Origin of the sequence: Thiosulfatihalobacter marinus (assembly GCF_016019955.1) — a bacterium.
GTDB classification, from domain to species: Bacteria; Pseudomonadota; Alphaproteobacteria; order Rhodobacterales; family Rhodobacteraceae; genus Shimia; species Shimia marinus_A.
This window is the reverse complement of record NZ_JAECRZ010000017.1, coordinates 1-20,681: the sequence shown is the minus strand read 5'-3', so window position 1 is coordinate 20,681 and position 20,681 is coordinate 1. Positions and strand designations below refer to the sequence as shown.

Below are 20,681 nucleotides of genomic sequence, written 5' to 3'. Positions count from 1 at the left end.
CGCGATGACAACACTGGCACAGAACAAGTCAGAAGCACGCAAGGCGGCATTTGCGCGGCGCGAGTTGGCGTTCGAATCGAATGGGCCGGGTCAGGCGGGCCGTCTGTCCGAAGTGCTGGCGGGCTATCGCGGGGTTCCCCTGTCGGGCTATTTGCCAATCCGCACCGAAATCAGCCCGGTCGCCGCCATGGCCGAGGCCGCAGCACACGGACCGGTGGGTGTACCAGTCATTCAGCGCGCGGGGTTGCCTCTGGAATTCTCGCGCTGGGAACCTGACGCGCCTCTGCGAGAAGGGCCGTTCGGGGCAATGGTGCCCGAGGTCGACGCGTTTTTCGACCCTGAGATACTGGTCGTGCCGCTGGTGGCTTTTGATCTGACAGGTGGGCGGCTGGGCTATGGCGGGGGGTTCTACGATCGCACCCTGGAACGATTGCGCGCGTGCAGGGCCACCTTGGCAATCGGCTTTGCCTTTGATGCCCAGCAGGCCGATGCCTTGCCTTTGGAACCAACCGACCAGCCGCTGGACATGATCGTGACCGAAAGCCGGATCATCGAGGTGGCGTGACAGAGATTTGTGGCCTCCGGCGGGAGTATTTCCAGCAAAATGAAGGTGCGGACATGCGCTCGTCCGTCTTCATTTTGCCAAAAATACTCAAACGCCTTCCTTGCCACTTGTCCAGCCGGTGCGGGAAGAGTAGGCCGTTGCGCCATGAAGATACTTTTTCTTGGTGATGTGATGGGGCGCGCGGGGCGTGCCGCCGTACAGGAGAAGCTGCCGGGCCTGCGCGAGTCGTGGAAGCTGGATTTCGTGGTGGTAAACGGGGAAAACGCTTCCAATGGAATGGGGCTTTCGGGTGCCCATGCCAAGCTGTTGCTGGAAGCGGGCGCTGATTGCATCACATTGGGAGATCATGCCTTCGATCAGAAGGACATGCTTCAATTCATCCAGACCGAGCCGCGCATCCTGCGGCCACTGAATTATGCACGCGGCGAGGTTCCGGGGCGGGGGCACCGCGTGTTCGAGGCGCGCGGCGGTCGCAAGCTGCTGGTGGCGCAGGCGCTGGGTCAGGTGTTCATGAAACAGCCCTATGGCGATCCGTTTTCCGCTGTCGATCAGGTGCTGCGCGCCCACCCGCGCGGCGGCATGGTGCAGGCCGCCATCATAGACATGCATTGCGAGGCAACGTCCGAGAAGATGGCCATGGGTCATTTCTGCGACAGGCGCGCCAGCCTCGTGGTGGGTACCCATACCCATATTCCCACCGCCGACACCCAGATTCTTGAGGGTGGCACGGCGTTTCAGGGCGATGCCGGGATGTGCGGCGATTACGACTCGGTAATCGGCATGGAAAAGTCCGAACCGATGCGCCGTTTCATTACTGGGATGCCCAAGGCGCGGTTCACCCCGGCGCTGGGCGAGGCCACGCTGTCCGGGGTTTATGTGGAAACCGATGACCGGACCGGCGCCGCCACGCGTGTCGAAATGGTGCGCCAGGGCGGGCGGCTGGCCCAGGCGGGGCCGGTCTGACATGTCCCTGATACAGGGTATGACCGTGCTTTTGGCCATTGGCGCGGGCTGGGGGCTGACACAGCCCCTGACCAAGATCGCCGTGTCCGAGGGCTATTTGCCCCTTGGATTGATTTTCTGGCAATTGGTGATCGGTGCGCTTGGGATGGGTTTGTTCCGTCTGGTGGCGGGCAAGCCGGTCACGCTGCCCCGCCGCCATTGGGGTTTTTTTCTGATGATCGCGCTGCTGGGCACGGTTCTGCCCAACAGCTTTTCTTATAGCGCGGCGGCCTTTCTGCCGGCGGGGGTGATGTCGGTGGTGATTTCGCTGGTGCCGATATTCGCCTTTCCGGTGGCGCTGGGTCTGGGAATCGACCGGTTCGGCTGGGCCCGTTTGGGCGGGTTGGTGGCCGGTCTTGTGGGGGTGACGATCCTGGCCGGCCCGGACGCGCTGCCCGAGGCGGGCATGGTTCTGTGGCTGCCGGTCGCGGTGATCGCGCCATTGTGTTACGCGGTCGAGGGCAATGTGGTGGCGCGCTGGGGCATGCACGGGCTGGGGCCGGGGCATGTTCTGTTTGGCGCATCGGTAGTGGGCGCGCTGGTGGCCTTGCCGCTGGCGCTGATCACCGGCCAATTCATTGACCCGCGCACCCGGTGGGACGGTCCCGAATACGCGCTTTTGGCCTCGTCGTTGATTCATGTGGTCGTTTATACGGCTTATGTCTGGCTGGTGACGCGGGCCGGATCGGTCTTTGCCGCGCAGGTTTCCTATGTGGTCACGGGGGCGGGTGTGCTGTGGGCCATGCTGTTGCTGGACGAGCGGTATTCGCTGTGGGTCTGGATGGCGATGGCGCTGATTGTGGCCGGAATGTTTCTTGTGCAGCCGCGTCGGCAGGACGGGCTTGCCCCCTAGGGGGGCTTGGGTAATTGTAGCGCCGACAAGATATTGGAAGAATGATGGATTTGTTCGATTTTTCCCAAACCACACAGGCATTTCTGGCCCTTGGGGTTGTGGTTTTTATGTTCGCGCTGTTCATGCGCGAGGCCTATCCGGCGGAAGTGGTGGCCATTGCCGGGGCATCGGTTTTGCTGATCCTGGGGTTGCTGCCATATGAAGAGGCGCTGGCGGTGCTGTCCAACCCGGCGCCCTGGACAATTGCGGCCATGTTCATCGTCATGGGGGCTCTGGTGCGCACCGGGGCGCTGGACTGGTTCACGCAACTGGCCGAGGCCCATGCCGAGCGCAGCCCGGCGGTGGCGATCGGGGCGCTGATGGTGTTCGTGATGATTGCGTCGGCCTTCATGAACAACACCCCGGTCGTGGTGGTGATGATTCCGGTTTTTGTGCAATTGGCGCGCAAGCTGAATATTTCAGCTTCCAAATTCCTGATACCGCTCAGCTATGCGGCAATCCTGGGGGGGTGTCTGACACTGATCGGGACCTCGACCAACCTGTTGGTGGATGGTGTGGCGCGCGCGCGCGGGCTGGAGCCGTTCACGATCTTCGAAGTTACCCCGCTGGCGGCGATCCTGGCGGTTTGGGGCGGCTTTTACCTGGCCTTCATCGCGCCGCGCCTGTTGCCCAGCCGGGACAGCATGGCCAACCTGCTGTCGTCGGACAAGGCTTCCAAGAAGTTCTTTACCGAGGCGGTGATCCCGCCGGATTCCAACCTGATCGGGCGCGAGGTGCTTTCGGTGCAGCTGTTCAAGCGCGAGGGCGTGCGGCTGGTTGACGTGATCCGGGGAGATGCGTCGCTGCGGCGCGATCTCAAGGATGTCACGCTTCAGGTGGGCGACCGCGTGGTTCTGCGCACCAAGATGACCGAATTGCTGTCTTTGCAGCGCAACAAGTCGCTCAAGCGGGTGGATCAGGTATCGGCGGTGGAGACCAGCACTGTCGAGGCGCTGATCACGCCCAATTGCCGGATGGTGGGGCGGCGGCTGGGCGATCTGCGTTTGCGGCGGCGTTATGGTGTTTATCCGATTGCGGCGCATCGTCGTGACAAGAATATCGGGCGCCAGCTGGACGATCTGGTGGTGCAGGCCGGGGACACGCTGTTGCTGGAAGGGGCGCCCGAGGATATCCAGCGTCTGGCGCGGGACATGAACATGCTGGACGTGTCCAAGCCCACGGACCGCGCCTATCGGCGCAGCCATGCGCCCGTCGCGATTGGGGCGCTGGCCGGGATCGTGATCCTGGCCGCGTTTGGCGTTGCGCCGATCCTGCTTTTGGCGGTGCTGGCGATGGCGCTGGTGTTCCTGACCCGCTGTATCGACAGTGACGAGGCCTTTGGATTTGTCGACGGGCGGTTGCTGGCGTTGATCTTTGCCATGCTGGCGGTGGCCACGGCGCTGGAGACTTCGGGCGCGATCGAGCTGATCGTACATGCAATCTCGCCCTATATCGAGGGTTTGCCGCCGTTCTTTATCGTCTGGGCGATCTATTTGCTGACGTCGGTTCTGTCAGAGACAATCAACCATGCGGTGGCGGTGGTGCTGACACCGGTGGCGATCGGTATTGCCACCTCGCTGGGCGTGGATCCGCGCCCGTTGGTGATTGCGGTGATGATTTCGGCCAGTGCGACCTTTGCCACGCCGATCAGCTATCAGACCAATATGATGGTTTATGGGCCTGGCGGGTATCGGTTTACCGATTTCATGCGGGTGGGGATCCCGCTGAACCTGTCGGTGGGGCTTTTGGCCTCGGCGCTGATCCCGCTATTCTGGCCTTTGTGACCGGTTTTGTGGCGGGGAAGAGGGGGGCGCTGCCCCCCGCCGCAGCAGGCTGCGACTCCCCCCGGAGTATTTTTGGCAAAATGAAGACGGAAGCGTGCGCGGGTTGATGGCGCGCGCGGAACCGACGCCCCGGGGACAGGCCCGGGGCGTGGGGATCATTTCTTTTTTCTGGGCGGCATCAGGTCGGTGATGGTGCCTTCGAACATTTCGGCGGCGAAATTCACCGTTTCCGACAGGGTCGGGTGCGGGTGGATGGTGTGACCCAGATCCACCGCGTCCGATCCCATTTCGATGGCCAGCGCCACTTCGGCGATCAGATCGCCCGCGTTGGGGCCGACGATGCCGGCGCCGATGACGCGTTCATGTTCGTCAAACAGCACCTTGGTGATGCCTTCGGAACGTCCCAGCGACAGCGAGCGCCCCGACGCGGCCCAGGGGAAGGCGCCCTTGCCCAGCTTGATGCCTTCGGCCTTGGCCTGGGTTTCGGTCATGCCCACCCAGGCGACCTCGGGGTCGGTATAGGCGACCGAGGGGATCACGCGCGCATCAAAGAAGCGTTTGTGTCCGGCGCAAACCTCGGCGGCAACCTTGCCTTCGTGCACTGCCTTGTGGGCCAGCATGGGCTGTCCGACCACGTCGCCAATGGCGAAGATATGCGGCACGCCGGTGCGTTGCTGGTTGTCGACGGCGATGAAGCCACGCTCGTCCACCGCGACACCTGCGGCGGCGGCGTTGATCCTGGCGCCGTTCGGGCGGCGGCCCACGGCGACCAAGAGCTTGTCGAACGTGTCGGTCTTTTCGCCATCGGGGCCTTGCATCGTGACCTTCAGGCCGGCCTTTGTGGCCTCGACCCCTGTCACCTTGGTCTTGGTGAGGACCGCTTCGTAGCGGGCCTTGATGCGGGTGTGCAGCGGTTTGACGATGTCCTTGTCGGCGCCCGGAATGATCTGGTCCATGAATTCGACGATGGTCACGCTGGACCCCAGGGCGTCATAAACCGTGGCCATTTCCAGCCCGATGATGCCGCCACCCAGCACCAGCAGGCGCCCGGGCACATCCTGCAATTCCAGCGCGCCGGTGGAATCGATCACGCGCGGGTCGTCATGCGGAATGAAGGGCAGGGTGACAGGCTCGGATCCGGCGGCGATGATGCATTGATCAAAGCTGACGGTGGTCCTGGCGCCATCATTGTCGACCTCGATCATGTTGGGCCCGGTAAAGCTGCCATAGCCGTTGACGATCTGCACCTTGCGGGCCTTGGCCAGGCCGGCAAGCCCGCCGGTCAGCTGATTGATCACGCTTTCCTTCCAGCTGCGCAGCGCGTCGAGATCGACCTGCGGTTTGGCGAAGGTGATGCCGTGATGGGCCATGTCCTCGGCTTCGGTCATGACCTTGGCCGCATGCAGCAGCGCCTTGGAGGGGATGCAGCCGACATTCAGGCAGACCCCGCCAAGCGCGGCGTCCTTTTCGATCAACACGACCTTTTTGCCAAGGTCGGCGGCGCGGAAGGCGGCGGTGTAACCGCCGGGGCCAGAGCCCAGAACCACCACCTCGGCGTGCACGTCACCGGGGCCGGAGGCGGTGCCGGTGGCGGCCACGCTTTGCGGCGCGGCCGGGGCGGCGGCAGGAGCTTCGGATTTGGGCGCTTCGGCGGCATCCGCACCGTCGAATACCATGATCACGCTGCCTTGCGAGACAGTGTCGCCTGTCGCAACCTTGATTTCTTTCACCACGCCAGCGGCAGGCGAGGGCACTTCCATCGTGGCCTTGTCGCTTTCCAGTTCGATCAGCGGGTCTTCGGCGGCGACGGTATCGCCGACCGAGACGAGGACCGAAACGACAGGCACGTCAGAGAAATCGCCAATATCGGGAACTTTGATTTCCATGGGGTTTTCTCCTTACCACATCAGCTTGCGCATATCGCCCAGCAGGGTCTTGAGCGTCACGCAGAAGCGTGCGGCCAGGGCCCCGTCAATGGCGCGGTGATCATAGGACAGCGACAAGGGCTGCATCAGGCGCGGCACGAATTCCTCGCCGTTCCAGACCGGCGCCATTTTGCTGCGCGTCAGGCCAAGGATCGCCACTTCGGGCGCGTTCACGATGGGGGTGAAGGACGTGCCGCCAATGCCGCCCAGCGACGAGATGGTGAAGGTGGCGCCGGACATGTCGGCGGCCTTCAACTCGCCCGCACGAGCCTTGCCCGACAACTCCATGAGATCCTTGGAAATCTCGACCAGACCCTTGCGGTCTGCATCCTTGATCACCGGAACCACAAGGCCGTTGGGCGTGTCGGCGGCAAAGCCGATATTGTAGTAATCCTTCTTGATCAGCTTGTCGCCGTCCGGATGGATCGACGAGTTCACTTCCCAATGCTGTTTCAGCGCCGAGACGCTGGCCTTGATGACAAAGCTGAGGAGTGTCACGCGATAGCCGTCTTCCTTGGCCAGCGTGTCCATTTCCTTGCGGTACTTGTCCAGATCGGTGATGTCGGCCTCGTCATTATGGGTAACGTGGGGCACGTTCAGCCACGAGCGATGCAGGGCCGGGCCGCTGATCTTCTTGATGCGGGGCATGTCGACATTTTCGACCGGGCCGAACTTGCTGAAATCCACAACCGGGATCGGCGGGATGCCCATGCCACCCTGGACCGCGCCGCCCGCGGCGGGGGCCGTGGCTGTCGAGGATTTCAGGAAGGCGGTGATGTCTTCGCGCAGGATGCGTCCCTTGCGGCCGGTGCCATTCACCTTGGCCAGATCAATGTCCAGCTGGCGGGCAAAGGCGCGCACCGAGGGCGAGGCGTGGGCCTTGCCGAACCCGGCATCGGTGACAACCGGCGCGGCGGCGGGGGCGGCCGCCGGGGCAGGGGCCGGGGCGGCCTCGGCGGGCGCCTCGGCGGGTTTCTCGGCCGGCGCCGCGGCAGCGCCTTCGCCTTCCAGAAGCAGGATCAGTGAACCTTCGGACACAGTGTCGCCTTCGGCCACCTTGATCTCGACCACCTTGCCGGCAGCCGATGACGGCACTTCCATCGTGGCCTTGTCGCTTTCCAGCTCTACGATCGGGTCTTCCACGGCGATCACGTCGCCGACGCTGACCAGAACGGTGACAACCGGCACATCCGAAAAATCGCCGATATCGGGAACGTTCACTTCAACAGTCATTTCAAATCCTCCTTAAGTCCCGATCACACCAGGCGCGGGTTCGGCTTGGCGCCGTCGATGTCGTATTTCTTGAGTGCTTTTTCGAGCACCGATTTGGTGATGCCGCCCTCGCGATACAGGTCCACCATGGCGGCGGCGGCGATGTGGTTGGCGTCTACCTCGAAGAAACGGCGCAGGTTCACGCGGCTGTCGCTGCGGCCAAACCCGTCCGTGCCAAGCACCGTGTAACGGCCCGGCACACAGGCGCGGATCTGCTCGGCATAGTTCTTCATGTAATCGGTGGCGGCGATGACCGGTCCCTTGGCCTTGCTCAACTGTTGCGTGACAAAGCTTTGCTTTGGGTCGGCCAGCGGGTTCAGACGGTTCCAGCGGGCCACGTCCTGGCAGTCGCGCGCCAGTTCGTTAAAGCTGGTGGCCGACCAGATTTCCGAGGTCACACCGAAATCCTCTTCCAGCATCTCGGCTGCCTTGACCGCCTGTACGAGGATCGTGCCGGATCCCATCAGCGTGACATGCTTCTTGGTGGGTTTCTTGACCTCCCTGAAGCGATACAGGCCCTTGATGATCTCGTCCTCGACCCCCATCGGCATGTCGGGATGGGCGTAGTTCTCGTTCATCAGGGTGAGGTAGAAGAACACGTCCTCCTGATCCTGATACATCCGCTTCAGCCCGTGCTGCACGATCACCGCAACCTCGTATTGAAAGGTCGGATCATAGCTGATGCAGTTGGGGATGGTGCCGGCCAGGATGTGGCTGTGCCCGTCCTCGTGCTGCAGGCCTTCGCCGTTCAGCGTGGTGCGCCCGGCAGTGCCGCCCAGCATGAAGCCGCGCGCGCGGCTGTCGCCGGCGGCCCAGGCCAGATCGCCGATCCGCTGGAAGCCGAACATCGAATAGTAGATGAAGAACGGGATCATCGGCACGCCGTGGTTGGAATAGGCCGTGGCGGCGGCGATCCAGTCGGCCATGGCGCCGGCCTCGTTGATGCCTTCCTGAAGAACCTGCCCGTCGGTGGTTTCCTTGTAATACATCATCTGGTCGGCATCTTCGGGCGTGTATTTCTGCCCTTGCGGGTTATAGATACCCACGGACCGGAACAGCCCCTCCATGCCGAAGGTGCGGCTTTCGTCCGGTACGATCGGCACCACGTTCTTGCCGACCTTCTTGTCACGCAGCAGCGTGGTCAGGATGCGGACAAAGGCCATGGTGGTGGAAATCTCGCGGTCGCCCGTGCCCTTGAGCTGGGCGTTGAACTTGTCGAGATCCGGAATCTCCAGCTTGGGCGCATCCGAGAACCGCTTGGGAAAGTCCCCGCCCAGCGCCTTGCGGCGGTCGGCCAGATAGGCCTTTTGGGCGTTGTTGAGCTTGACAAACGGTGCCTTGGGCAGGTCTTCGTCGCTGACCGGGATCTGAAAGCGGTCGCGGAAGGCGCGCAGCTGATCTTCGGCCATCTTCTTTTGCTGATGGGTGGTGTTCTGCCCTTCGCCGGCGGTGCCCATGCCATAGCCCTTGACCGTCTTGACCAGCAGGCAAGACGGCTGGCCCTTGGTCTCGGTGGCGCGCTTGAAGGCGGTGTACACTTTTTGCGGATCATGCCCGCCCCGGCGCAGCGCCCAGATCTGTTCGTCGCTCCAGTCTTCGACCAACGCGGCGGTTTCGGGGTATTTGCCGAAGAAATGCTTGCGGATATAGGCGCCGTCCCTGGATTTGAACGTCTGGTAGTCGCCATCGACGGTTTCATCCATCAACTGGCGCAGCTTGCCCGACGTGTCTTTTTCCAGCAGGTCGTCCCAGCCCTTGCCCCACAACAGCTTGATCACGTTCCAGCCCGCGCCGCGGAAGTCGCCCTCCAGCTCCTGCACGATCTTGTGGTTGCCGCGTACCGGGCCATCCAGCCGTTGCAGGTTGCAGTTGATCACGAAAATCAGGTTGTCCAGCCCCTCGCGTACGGCCAGATCGATCGCGCCGCGGCTTTCCGGCTCGTCCATCTCGCCATCGCCCAGAAAGCACCACACCTTGCGGTCGGCCATGTCGATATGGCCGCGATTGTGCATGTATTTCATGAACCGCGCCTGGTAGATCGCCATCAGCGGGCCCAGACCCATCGACACGGTGGGAAACTGCCAGTAATCGGGCATCAGCCAGGGATGCGGGTAAGAGGACAGCCCGCCGCCATCCACTTCGGATCGGAAATTCTCCAGCTGCTCTTCGCTGATCCGCCCTTCCATGAAGCTGCGCGCATAGATGCCGGGGATCACGTGGCCCTGAAAGAAGACAAGATCGCCGCCGTGAATGGCGGACTTGCTGCGCCAGAAATGGTTTAGCCCTATATCATACATCACCGCCGACGAGGCAAAAGAGGCGATATGGCCGCCATATTCCGAAGATTCCTTGTTGCGGCGCACCACCGTGGCCATGGCATTCCAGCGGTTGATCGTGCGAATGCGCCATTCCATGTCCATGTCGCCGGGGAAGTCTGCCTGGTCGTCGGCGGGAATGGTGTTCTGATAGGGGGTGGTTGCCGAAAACGGCAGGTTGGCCCCCGAGGCGCGCGCCTGTTGGACGGCCTTGTCCAACAGGTAATGGGCGCGGTCGGCCCCGTCGCGGGCAATCACATCCTCGACGGCGTCTTGCCATTCGCGGCTTTCAATGGGGTCGATGTCTTCGAATTGGGTCGCCATGCGCAGCGTCCTCCTCCTGATTGACGTAGCGTTTCGGCCTTATAGTTTAATGTTAAACTACTTAGCTAGAGGGCGGGTCGCAAATCTGCCATGCGCTGAGCGGGATGCTGCCGATCGGTATCGCAACCCGCCTGTGGCGCTGTCTGACAAGCCTGTTCGCCATCCTCCCTGAGAATGACGATAACAGAACCGGGCGCCAGTCCGAGGACTTTTTTGCACCGGCCGTGCAATCCCCTGCCTGGCCCGTGGCAGGCGCGAAAAGGGGAGCAAAGGAAAACGGCCCGGAGGATGTCCGGGCCGTTCTCGTAATCGCGCAAAGGCTGGGTCAGACGTGATCGTCCTTCGGCAGCGAACCCTTGGAATGGCCCGACATGCCGCCCGAAACCTCTTCGGTTGCTTCGTCCGACAGTTCCTCGGGCAGGATCAGGTTCAGAACGATGGCGATCAGCGCCGCGGGCAAAATGCCCGATGTGGCCAGCACCTTGATCGTCCCCGGCAGATGCTGAAGCGCGCCGGGCTCCAGTTGCAGCCCCAGCCCAAGGCTCAGCGCGATGGCAAAGATCACCATGTTGCGCCGGTTCCAGTTCACATCCGACAGCATCGACACGCCCGCCGACGTGACCATGCCGAACATCACGATAACGCCGCCGCCCAGAACCTCGATCGGTACGGTCGAGATGATGGCGCCGATCTTGGGCACAAGGCCGCTCAGGATCAGGAACAGCGCACCGATCGTCACCACATGGCGGCTCATCACGCCGGTCATGGCGATCAGGCCGACATTCTGGCTGAACGACGTGTTGGGCAGGGCACCGAACAGGCCGGAAACCGCCGTGCCGATCCCGTCGGCGAATGTGGCGCCCTGGATTTCCTTGTCGGTGGCTTCACGTCCGGCGCCGCCCTTGGTGATGCCCGATACGTCGCCCACGGTTTCCACCGCCGACACGAACGACATCAGGCAGAAGCCGATGATCGCCGCGACCGAGAATTCCATGCCGAAATGCAATGGATTGGGCAGTGAAAAGCTGGCCGCGCGGCCCACGCCGCCAAAGCTCACCATGCCCATGAAGAAGGCCACGACATAGCCGGCGATCAGCCCCAGCAGCACAGCCGAAACCGACAGCATCCCGCGCGCATAGAATTTCAGGCCCAGCGTCACCACGATGACCACCGAGGCCACGAACCAGTTTTGCAGCGAGCCATATTCCGGCTTGCCGATGGCGGGTACGCCCCCGGCGGCATACTGGATGCCCACCTTGACCAGCGCGAGACCGATCATCATCACCACAAGCCCTGTCACCAGAGGCGGTAGTGCAAAGCGGATGCGACCGATGAAAAGGCCCAAAGTGGCGTGGAACAGGCCACCCACCAGAATGCCGCCCATCAGAACGGCAATCGCATCCACACCCTTGCCCGCGACCAGCGGGATCATGATCGGAATGAAGGCAAAGCTGGTACCCTGCACGATGGGCAGGCGCGCGCCCACCGGGCCGATGCCGATGGTCTGGATCAGGGTCGCCAGCCCGGCAAAGAACATCGACATCTGGATCATATAGATCATCTGCGGAAAATCGGGCGAGTTCGATCCAAAACCGAACCCGGCCGCGCCGCTGATGATGATCGCCGGGGTGACGTTCGAGACAAACATCGCCAGCACGTGCTGGATGCCCAGCGGAATGGCCTTGGCCAGCGGCGGCGTATAATTGGGGTCTCTGAGCTGGTCTTCGGTCCCTATGGAAGTGTCAGCCATACGCGTTTCTCCTTGTAGTGTATGGGGATCGTACCGCTTCTTTGGTGGCGGTTTCGAAAGGGTGAGGCCGGGCGCCCTTGCGCCCGTCCGGGTTCAGGCGCGAACAACCGTGTAGGGCTGTTCGAACCGGAATTCCTCAAGATTGGGGCCGTCGCCGATCCGGTCGATGACGGCAAACAGGCCGGGGGCTTGCAGCGGGGTCAAAACGCCGTGCCACGTGCCCCGGTGCAGGTTGATGCCCTGTCCGGGCGCGGTCAGAAAGGCCAGCGGAGTGTCGGGGGTGCCTTTGTTGTCAGGCGCGACAATCACCAGGAAACTGGTCTGGCTCATCGGGATGAAGGCCTGGGAACCGTCGGGATGGCGTTCGACCAGGTCCAGACGATAGGGCAGGGTGCGTGGCTTGGCGTCAAACAGGCTGATGCCCGCGCGCCCATCGCCGAAATCCAGCGCCGCCAGATCGTGATGCCGTCCGCAAAGCCCCTGATTGATCAGCTTTGTCGGCGCGTCGCGCAGCGCGATCACATCGCCAAACGGGGCGAAGGCCGGGGCCGTCAGGGGGCGGGCCATAATTGTTCTCATTCGGCCAACTCCTTGACAGGCCAGCGATCCGACCGGGGCTGATTGGCAAGACTCACGCCAGCAGATCCATCAGGCGGAATTCGGCGATGCGTTCCACCTGTTGGCAGGCCTGGGCGAACTCGGTTTCGGTGTCATTGTCGATGCGGCGATTGAAACTGGCCATGATCGATGCCTTGTCGTGATCGCGCACCGCGATGATGAAGGGAAAGCCGTGCTTTTCCACATAGGCCGTGTTCAGCCGCGTGAAGGTCTCGCGCTCCTCGTCCGTCAGCATGTCCAGCCCCGCGCCCGCCTGTTCCGAGGTGCTTTCGGCCGTCAGCCGCCCTGCGGCGGCCAGTTTTCCGGCCAGATCCGGGTGCGCGGTCAGCACGCTGAGCCGTTCCTGGCGCGACGCGCTGCGGAACATGCGGCACAGCGCGTTATGCACCCCGGCGGCACAATCATGTGCCGGGCCGAGTTCCAGATCAAAGGCACGTTCGGCGATCCAGGGGCTGTGTTCGAAGATACCGCCAAAGGCGGCCACGAATTGCGCGCGGGTCATCTGGCTGGGGCGGGCGCGCCTCTCGTGGGGATGGGTGGTGGCCCAATGGCGGGCAATGTCGATCCGGCGCGGGGTCCAGACCCCGTCGAACCCGGCGATATGATCGAGGAACCGTTTCAACCCGGCGATCTTGCCCGGACGCCCGATCAGGCGGCAATGCAGACCGATGGACATCATCCTGGGGGCACCGGCCGCGCCTTCGGCATAGAGCGTGTCGAACGCGTCCCGAAGATAGGTAAAGAACTGCTCGCCCGTGACATATCCCGGCGCGGTGGCAAAGCGCATGTCGTTGGCTTCCAGCGTGTAGGGAATGATCAGCTGATCCCGGTCCCCCACTTCCAGCCAATAGGGCAGGTCGTCGTCATAGGTGTCGCTGATATAGTCGAACCCGCCTTCTTCGGCCACCAGCCGCACCGTGTTGAGCGAACAGCGCCCCGTGTACCAGCCGCGCGGACGCTCGCCCACAACTTCGGTATGCAGGCGGATCGCCTCATCTATCGCCGCGCGTTCCTGGGCTTCGGTCATGTCCTTGTGTTCGACCCATTTCAGCCCGTGGCTGGCGATCTCCCAACCGGCGGATTTCATCGCCGCCACCTGTTCGGGGCTGCGCGCCAGCGCGCTGGCCACGCCATAGATCGTCAGCGGGATCCGCGCACCGGTGAACAGCCGGTGCAGCCGCCAGAACCCGGCCCGCGCGCCGTATTCATAGATCGATTCCATGTTCCAGTGGCGCTGTCCGGGCCATTGCGCGGCCCCGGCAATATCCGACAGAAAAGCCTCGGAGGACGCGTCGCCATGCAGAAGACAGTTTTCGCCGCCTTCCTCGTAGTTCAGCACAAACTGCACCGCCACCCTGGCGTCGCCGGGCCAGTGCGGATGCGGCGGGTTGGGGCCATGGCCCCGCATGTCGCGAAGGTATCGTGTCACATGTCGCTCCATTTGCGTTCATTTCGTTCTAGCGCATGAAAATCGCCAAGACTTTCACATATTTTTTGAAAGAGCTATTGGAACGGACACGCTGCACATGCAGTATCGTTGGGCGCTACAACAGGGGCGTGATGCAAAAAGGGGCAGGTTATGGCTGGCTATCTGACGACACATGTACTCGACACTGCGCGCGGCTGCCCGGCAAAGGGAATCAGGATCGCGCTTTATGCGGTGTCGGGCAACACCCACCGCAAGATTGCCGAGACCGTCACCAACGAGGACGGGCGCACCGACGCGCCGATTCTGCCAGCAGGCGATTTTGCCACCGGCACCTACGAGCTGGTGTTTTTCTGCGGTGACTATCTGCGCGCCACGGGACTGGCCGGGGACGATCCGCTGTTCCTGGACGAGGTGCCGATCCGTTTCGGCATGTCCGATCCGGGGGCGCATTACCATGTGCCACTGTTGCTTTCGCCCTATGGGTATTCCACCTATCGCGGCAGCTAGGGTCAGGACCCATTAATCCTGCGCCACTGGCGCCAAATCCACGAAATATCGGGGGTTTGGCGCGCGCCGGACATAGTGGCTCTATTTCCAAGCGTGCCAAGCCGCTGAAATGAAGTGGATTTGGCGTCCTACGGATTTGACGGATTTGCCGCCTGACGTCCTTTCAATGCCTTGAAATAGAACCACTATTCCTGCGGCATTGTACGTAGCCAGACAGCAAATCTGTCAAACCAGTGGCGCAGGATTAATGGGTCCTGACCCTAGGACAGGGGCGGGGGCGCCTTGGCGTGCGCTCTCACGCCGCCTCCAGCGCCGCCTGCATCTTCTCAACCATGAACTCGATGAACAGCCGCGCCTTGGGGTCCTGATGGCGGCGATGCGTATATAACAGCGCCATCTGGATCGGGATCGGCGGGGTGTCCTCGAGCACCGGCACCAAACGGCCCGCCGCCAGATGATCGGCAATCTCGAAGACCGGTTTCAGCACGATCCCGTGCCCGTCCAGCGCCCAGTTGGTCAGCACGTCGCCATCGTCGGTTTCAAACGGCCCCTTCACCGCGATTTTCCGCGTGCCCTCGGGCAGTTGCAACGGCCATTGGAATTCGGGCGCGCCGGGATATCGCAGGTTCAGGCAATCATGGGTGCCATCGGCCAGATCCTGCGGGCTTTGCGGGATGCCGCGCGCCTTCAGATACAGCGGCGCGGCGCATAACAGGCGCGGGCAGTCGGCGATCTTGCGGATGCGCAGCGCGCTGTCCTCGGGCACGCCCAGAAAAAAGCGCACGTCGATCGCCTCGGCGGTCAGGTCCAGCTTGCGGTCGCTCAGCCGCAGGCGCAGATCGATCAGCGGGTATTCCTGTTTGAAATCCGGCATCAGCGGCGCGATCAGCCGCCGCCCCACGCCCAGCGGCGCGGCCACATGCAACAGCCCGCGCGGGCTTTGCGTGATCGAATTGACCTCGGATTCCGCCGCGTCGATGGCCTCCAGGATCTTGCAGGCCCCGCTGTAAAAGATATTGCCCTGTTCGGTCGGGTTCAGCTGCCGCGTGGTGCGCTGGAACAGGCGCACGCTCAGATAGTCTTCCAACTGCGAAATCCGCGACGACGCCACCGCCGCGGAAATGCGCTGATCGCGGGCAGCGGCGGACATGCTGCCCAATTCATAGACACGTACAAAGGTGCGGATATTGTCAAAATAGGACATCGGGTTTTCAGCGGACCATCTTCAGGATATTTTTGAAGCTCTTCGGCTTTTTTCTACGATAGAGAATAATCAAGCACCGCGCTAGCGTGGCTGCAACGTCAAAATTTCGGAGGCAGACATGACGGAATTTGTGCTCATGTGGGATTGGGTCGCCTTTGCGGTGCGCTGGGTGCATGTGATCACCGCTATTGCCTGGATCGGCTCGTCCTTCTATTTCATCGCGCTGGATCTGGGGCTGCGCAAGGCGCCCAACCTGCCGGTGGGCGCCCATGGCGAGGAATGGCAGGTGCATGGCGGCGGGTTCTATCACATCCGCAAGTTCCTGGTGGCCCCGGAAAACATGCCCGAGCATCTGACCTGGTTCAAATGGGAAAGCTATTCCACCTGGCTGTCGGGCGCGGCGCTGTTGATGGTGGTTTACTGGGTCGGAGGCGAATTGTACCTGGTCGATCAGACCAGGACCGACATCGCGCTGTGGCAGGGAATCGCGATTTCGGCGGCCTCTCTGGGTGTTGGCTGGCTGATCTATGACCGCTTGTGCAAATCTCCGCTGGGCGAGCGGCCCACGGTGCTGATGCTTTTGCTGTTCGTGCTGCTGGTGGTCATGGGCTGGGGCTATACCCAGGTGTTTACCGGGCGCGCGATGATGTTGCATCTGGGCGCGTTCACCGCCACGATCATGACGGCCAATGTGTTCTTCATCATCATGCCCAACCAGCGCATCGTGGTAAAGGATCTCCAGGAAGGGCGCGCGCCCGATCCCAAATACGGCAAGATCGCCAAACTGCGCTCGACCCATAACAACTATCTGACGCTGCCGGTTGTCTTCCTGATGCTGTCCAACCATTACCCGCTGGCCTTTGCCACCCAGTATAACTGGCTGATTGCGGCGCTGGTGTTCCTGATGGGGGTCACGATCCGGCATTTCTTCAACACGATGCACGCGCGCGGCGGCATGAAATGGTGGACATGGGCCGTCACCGCTATCCTGTTCATCGCCATCATGTGGCTGTCCACCGCGCCGCTGATGCAAAGCGACTATGACGCCGAAGAGGCGCGCGCGCTGACGCCCGCCGAACAGGTCTATGCCAGCGCTGCGGGGTTCGAGGATGTGACAGACATCGTGCTGGGGCGCTGTGCGATGTGCCACGCGCGCGAACCGGGCTATGACGGTATTCGGCGCGCACCGCGCAACGTGCTTCTGGAAACCCCGTCCGAAGTGGCCGCCGCCGCCGCGCAGATCTATCTGCAAGCCGGCGTCAGCCAGGCCATGCCCCCCGCCAATGTCAGCTGGATGGAACCCGAAGAACGCGCCGCGATCATCCGCTGGTACCGGGCCGCGCAGAAGGGCTGATCCGCTTCGCGGGCTATTGCCATTCAAACATTCAAATGCGAATGTGTGAATGAAAGTAGGATCGGGAGGTTCCAGCATGTCAGTCACACGGCGTTCATTTCTGAAACACGCCGGGGCCGGAATGGTCGCGGCGGGCGTGTTTTCACAGCCGGTCTGGGCGGCCAGCGAACTGGCGCTGGGATCGCTGCGTATCGACAGCCTGTCGGACGGCACCCTGACCCTGCCGCCCGAGTTTGTCTTTGCTCCCATGCCACAGGCCGATTTGGCGGCACTGTTGCCCGAACTGGGCGTGGCGCCGGGCACCCTGACCCCGGATTGCAATGTCACGCTGATGCGGGATGGCACCAACACGGTGCTGTTTGATGCCGGGTCCGGCAGCGGTTTTCAGGCCAGCGCCGGGCTGTTGCCGGATGCGCTGGACGCGGTTGATGTGGCGCCCGAAGACGTGACCCACATTGTCTTTACCCATGGCCACCCGGATCACCTTTGGGGGGTGCTGGACGATTTTGACGATCCGATGTTTCCCGCGGCGCGGCACATGATGGGGCGCGCCGAATGGGATTACTGGATCAACCCGCAAACCGCTGAAACCATACAGCAAAGCCGCACCACCATGGCCCTGGGCGCAAGGCGGCGGCTGGCGGCGATGGAAGACCGGTTTAGCCTTTTTGACGATGGTGACGAAATCCTGCCCGGCGTGGCCGCGCGGCTGACGCCGGGCCATACACCGGGGCATATGGGGTTTGAAATCCGGTCCGGCTCCGGGGCGCTGATGGTGGTGGGGGATGCGATCGGCAATCACCACGTTGCCTTTGCCCGCCCGGCATGGCGATCGGGCTCGGATCAGGATCAGGATCTTGGCGCGAAAACCCGCACCGCCCTGCTGGATCAACTTTCCGCAGACAAGATGCGCCTGATCGGCTATCACCTGCCCGGTGGCGGAATAGGCCATGCCGAGAAAACCCCGGATGGCTATCGTTTTGTGCCCGAGGGGGGCTGACCAAAAAAGGGGCAGGGCATCATGGGTCTGGTGATCTTCGATCTGGACGGAACGCTGGTGGACAGCGTGGCCGACATGCAGGGCTGTGTGAACCGGATGCTGAGCGCCGAGGGGCTGGCGCCGCTGGACCTGCCGACATTCCTCACCTTTGTCGGCAACGGGTTGCCACATCTGATCAACCGAGTGATCGCGGCCCGTGACATTGACCCGGATCAGTTCCAGCGCCTGCATGACATCGTGCTGCGCCTGTATATGGAAACCCCGCCCCGGCTGACCCGCGTCTATCCCGGGGTGATTGCGGCGCTGGATCGGCTGGCGGCGATGGGCTTGCGGCTGGGCATCTGCACCAACAAGGCCCGGGAACCGGCGCGTCACCTGCTGGAGGCGCTGAACCTGTCGGGCTATTTCGCCACGGTCATCGGTGGCGACAGCCTGTCTGAACGCAAGCCCCACCCGTTGCCGCTTTTGTCGGCGGTGCGGGCGATGGGGGGCGGCCCGGTGCTGTATGTCGGGGACAGCGAGGTGGATGCCGAAACCGCGCGGCGCGCCGAACTGCCCTTTGCGCTTTATACCGAGGGCTACCGCAAATCCCCGGTGGCCCGGATAGCGCATGACCATGCCTTTGCCGATTTCGCGGAGTTGCCCGCAATCGCCGCCCGAACTCTGGGCATCGCCGCCTGAAACCGGACGGTCACATAATCGTCGCTTGCCCGCCGGGCGGTTTCCGCCTTAGGCTGGACGGCGACGTATGGATGTGCCCACAAAGGAGTGGCCGATGAAGAGCTATGTTACTGCATTTCTGGCCGGCGCCTTGTCGCTGCTGGCCACCGTGTCATTTGCGGCTGTGATCGAACTGACCCCGGCCAGCCCTCAGCCCAGCGGGCTGAAGCAGGGGCTCAAGGCGCAGTTCGTATTCGGCAACCGCCCGCGCACGCTGTCGCAGGCACAGGGCAAGCTGTCGGCCAATCCGGCCCGCGCCACGCCACTGACCAAGCTGCAATGGCCCGACAAGGGCAAGGGCGCGCTGATGTTCGGAACCAAGAATTACGAACGTATCATCGCCGATATGACCGGCTATATCCGGTTCGACGCGCCGGGCGAGTACGGTTTGGAATTCTTTGCCAATGACGGTTTGCTGGTCTGGATCGGCGGCAAACAGGTGGCCAAGCTGGATGGCATCAATCCCTGTTCCAGCGCCGGGCGTCCGACGGTCAAGGTGCCCCAGGCGGGCTGGTATGAATTCCGCGCCTTCTACTATCAGAAAGAGGGCACGGCCTGCTATGAAAGCGAATGGACAAAGCCGGGCGGGAAGCGGGATTTGATCCCGGATTCCGCATTTGGATACAAGTAGATATAGACCTGAGTTAAGGTGAATTTTGGGGGGCGAAGCGCCCCCCTTTCTTATTGGCAGATACCGCGCAGCTCGGCATCCTCCCACGGCAGCGTCACCGCTTCGGGCCGTGGCAGGCTGTCCACCGGGAAATAGGGGTCCAGCAGCGCCTTGAGGCGGGCGGTGCGCGGGGCGGCCGGATCCAGTATGGAGCAGCACAGATATTCCTCGACCACCGAGGATTGCTGTTCGTAGCCATATTCCAGAAAATCGGCGCTGGATGTCAGCGCGAACTGGTAGGGATCTTCCGCCACGCGATGTTCCCGCGCCGCCCGGACCGGCGAATAGCCGGTGATATCGCGGTTTTGCCATTGCCAGACATGCACCAGCTCGTGCGCCAGAAACAGCGCCGCGCCCATATGCATCCGGCGCGGATAGGCGGCCATGTAATCGTCCAGATACCAGCCTTTCGAGGTCAGCAGCCGATTCCAAAGCACCAGCCCGGCCGGCGAAGTGGTTATCACGCTGTCATCGGGTTCGGGAAACAGCCGCTCACGGCAGGCCAGCCGGGGGCGCTTCTCGTACTGGAACGTGGCCACGCCCAGCGGCACATCGGCGACAATGCGCACCGGTGCCGGGTCCAGCGTCTCGCCCATCAGGTCATCGGCAAAGGCCCGCTCGCCCAGTGTCATCGGGCGCGAACAGGCGGACAGGGTAAGGAAAAGGCCAAGGAAAACCGCGCGCATGGCCCGAGCGTAGCAGCGCGCGCGCCGGGCGCAAGCCCGTCAGGGGCGCGTGGGGATCAGCCGCGCGCCGTTCAGGCATTCGCCATGGTGAAAGTCGTAAAGCTGCGTGTCCCGTTCGGCCCCCGCAGCCGAGCCAAGCGCGCCACCCACCATGCCCAGCGCCTCGGCCTGCTTGCGGTCGCGTGTGGCGATATAGCCGGTTTGCTTGCCAAACGTTGTCCCGGCATCGCTCCCTTGCGTGCGTCCGCCTTGCCCGGCCGCAGCACGGGCGTATTGATCACAAAACAGAGGGGTCCGCGCCTGATCCTGCGGCCATTGCTGTGGCTGGGTCTGGTTGTGGGGGAGTTGCTGAAACCGTTCGCTATCCGCCCGGTTCTGCGCCTGGGCGGCGAGGGGCAGCAGGAGGACGAAGAGGGCGAGGGTGCGCATGGGGGGAGTGTGGCAGGTGTGGGCCGGTTTGTCACCGGGGGTGGCGGGGTGCTTCGTATTAAGCCCAAGCGAAATGCATGGCATTTCGCACGCGCCCGCCCCGCCCCATGGGCGGGCGCGTTCCGCACCCACCCCGGGCCGGGCGCTGGGGTGCTCTTTGAAGTGGTCCCGGAAATCCGGACAGTTAGCTAAGGTGTATCCCGAACTTTTTGGAGGGATACGAGATGGCGAAACG

18 protein-coding genes are annotated in these 20,681 nt (G+C 62.7%); 9 read left to right on the top strand and 9 right to left on the bottom strand.

The genetic code is table 11. From position 1 onward, the window contains the following. Positions 1-4 precede the first annotated feature (4 nt). The 4 genes from I3253_RS17750 to I3253_RS17735 all read left to right on the top strand — a co-directional run bounded on the left by I3253_RS17750 (position 5) and on the right by I3253_RS17735 (position 4,243). Positions 5-565, top strand: coding sequence for a 5-formyltetrahydrofolate cyclo-ligase (locus I3253_RS17750; protein ID WP_197919157.1), 561 nt, complete (start codon positions 5-7; stop codon positions 563-565). A gap of 144 nt (positions 566-709) precedes the next feature. After that, positions 710-1,528 carry a TIGR00282 family metallophosphoesterase gene (locus I3253_RS17745; protein WP_197919156.1) on the top strand — a complete coding sequence of 273 codons (819 nt, stop codon included), beginning with the start codon at positions 710-712 and terminating at the stop codon, positions 1,526-1,528. 1 nt (position 1,529) lies between these two features. Next, complete coding sequence (locus tag I3253_RS17740; protein WP_197919155.1) at positions 1,530-2,420, top strand: DMT family transporter; 891 nt, start codon at positions 1,530-1,532, stop codon at positions 2,418-2,420. A gap of 44 nt (positions 2,421-2,464) precedes the next feature. Continuing rightward, entirely contained in the window at positions 2,465-4,243 is a 1,779-nt protein-coding gene (locus tag I3253_RS17735) for an SLC13 family permease (RefSeq protein WP_197919200.1), read from the top strand. A 155-nt stretch (positions 4,244-4,398) separates the two neighbouring features. Here I3253_RS17735 and lpdA read toward each other — a convergent pair whose 3' ends face one another. The 6 genes from lpdA to puuE all read right to left on the bottom strand — a co-directional run bounded on the left by lpdA (position 4,399) and on the right by puuE (position 13,876). Continuing rightward, positions 4,399-6,129: a dihydrolipoyl dehydrogenase gene (lpdA, locus tag I3253_RS17730; protein ID WP_197919154.1), complete on the bottom strand. Its 1,731-nt coding sequence runs from the start codon at positions 6,127-6,129 to the stop codon at positions 4,399-4,401. Positions 6,130-6,141: 12 nt separating this feature from the next. Next, positions 6,142-7,401, bottom strand: coding sequence for a dihydrolipoyllysine-residue acetyltransferase (gene aceF / locus I3253_RS17725; RefSeq protein ID WP_197919153.1), 1,260 nt, complete (start codon positions 7,399-7,401; stop codon positions 6,142-6,144). A 23-nt stretch (positions 7,402-7,424) separates the two neighbouring features. Then, positions 7,425-10,079, bottom strand: coding sequence for a pyruvate dehydrogenase (acetyl-transferring), homodimeric type (aceE, locus tag I3253_RS17720; protein WP_197919152.1), 2,655 nt, complete (start codon positions 10,077-10,079; stop codon positions 7,425-7,427). 325 nt (positions 10,080-10,404) lie between these two features. Further along, complete coding sequence (locus tag I3253_RS17715; RefSeq protein WP_197919151.1) at positions 10,405-11,829, bottom strand: uracil-xanthine permease family protein; 1,425 nt, start codon at positions 11,827-11,829, stop codon at positions 10,405-10,407. A gap of 93 nt (positions 11,830-11,922) precedes the next feature. Beyond that, positions 11,923-12,408, bottom strand: a complete 486-nt coding sequence (locus I3253_RS17710; RefSeq protein WP_197919150.1) for an ureidoglycolate lyase — start codon at positions 12,406-12,408, stop codon at positions 11,923-11,925. A 52-nt stretch (positions 12,409-12,460) separates the two neighbouring features. Continuing rightward, positions 12,461-13,876: an allantoinase PuuE gene (gene puuE / locus I3253_RS17705; RefSeq protein ID WP_197919149.1), complete on the bottom strand. Its 1,416-nt coding sequence runs from the start codon at positions 13,874-13,876 to the stop codon at positions 12,461-12,463. Positions 13,877-14,026: 150 nt separating this feature from the next. Between puuE and uraH the strand changes: the two genes are divergently transcribed. Then, on the top strand, positions 14,027-14,383 hold the full coding sequence (gene uraH, locus I3253_RS17700) for a hydroxyisourate hydrolase (RefSeq protein ID WP_197919148.1): 357 nt from the start codon (positions 14,027-14,029) through the stop codon (positions 14,381-14,383). A 295-nt stretch (positions 14,384-14,678) separates the two neighbouring features. On the opposite strand, the gene I3253_RS17695 is transcribed toward uraH, so the two are convergent. Continuing rightward, on the bottom strand, positions 14,679-15,587 hold the full coding sequence (locus I3253_RS17695; RefSeq protein WP_197919147.1) for a LysR family transcriptional regulator: 909 nt from the start codon (positions 15,585-15,587) through the stop codon (positions 14,679-14,681). A gap of 118 nt (positions 15,588-15,705) precedes the next feature. On the opposite strand from I3253_RS17695, the gene I3253_RS17690 reads away from it, so the two are divergent. From I3253_RS17690 to I3253_RS17675, 4 genes are all read left to right on the top strand, one after another. Next, positions 15,706-16,941 (top strand): urate hydroxylase PuuD, encoded by a 1,236-nt coding sequence (locus I3253_RS17690; protein ID WP_197919146.1) that lies wholly within the window; start codon positions 15,706-15,708, stop codon positions 16,939-16,941. Between the two features lie 76 nt (positions 16,942-17,017). Further along, positions 17,018-17,941, top strand: coding sequence for an MBL fold metallo-hydrolase (locus tag I3253_RS17685; RefSeq protein WP_197919145.1), 924 nt, complete (start codon positions 17,018-17,020; stop codon positions 17,939-17,941). A gap of 21 nt (positions 17,942-17,962) precedes the next feature. Further along, positions 17,963-18,622: a phosphoglycolate phosphatase gene (gene gph, locus I3253_RS17680; protein ID WP_232237177.1), complete on the top strand. Its 660-nt coding sequence runs from the start codon at positions 17,963-17,965 to the stop codon at positions 18,620-18,622. Between the two features lie 94 nt (positions 18,623-18,716). Beyond that, on the top strand, positions 18,717-19,292 hold the full coding sequence (locus tag I3253_RS17675; RefSeq protein WP_197919144.1) for a PA14 domain-containing protein: 576 nt from the start codon (positions 18,717-18,719) through the stop codon (positions 19,290-19,292). 50 nt (positions 19,293-19,342) lie between these two features. Here I3253_RS17675 and I3253_RS17670 read toward each other — a convergent pair whose 3' ends face one another. Next, positions 19,343-20,017 carry a hypothetical protein gene (locus I3253_RS17670; protein ID WP_197919143.1) on the bottom strand — a complete coding sequence of 225 codons (675 nt, stop codon included), beginning with the start codon at positions 20,015-20,017 and terminating at the stop codon, positions 19,343-19,345. 39 nt (positions 20,018-20,056) lie between these two features. Then, a complete protein-coding gene (locus I3253_RS17665; protein WP_197919142.1) occupies positions 20,057-20,446 on the bottom strand; it encodes a hypothetical protein in 390 nt (129 codons plus the stop codon). Between the last annotated feature and the right edge of the window lie 235 nt (positions 20,447-20,681).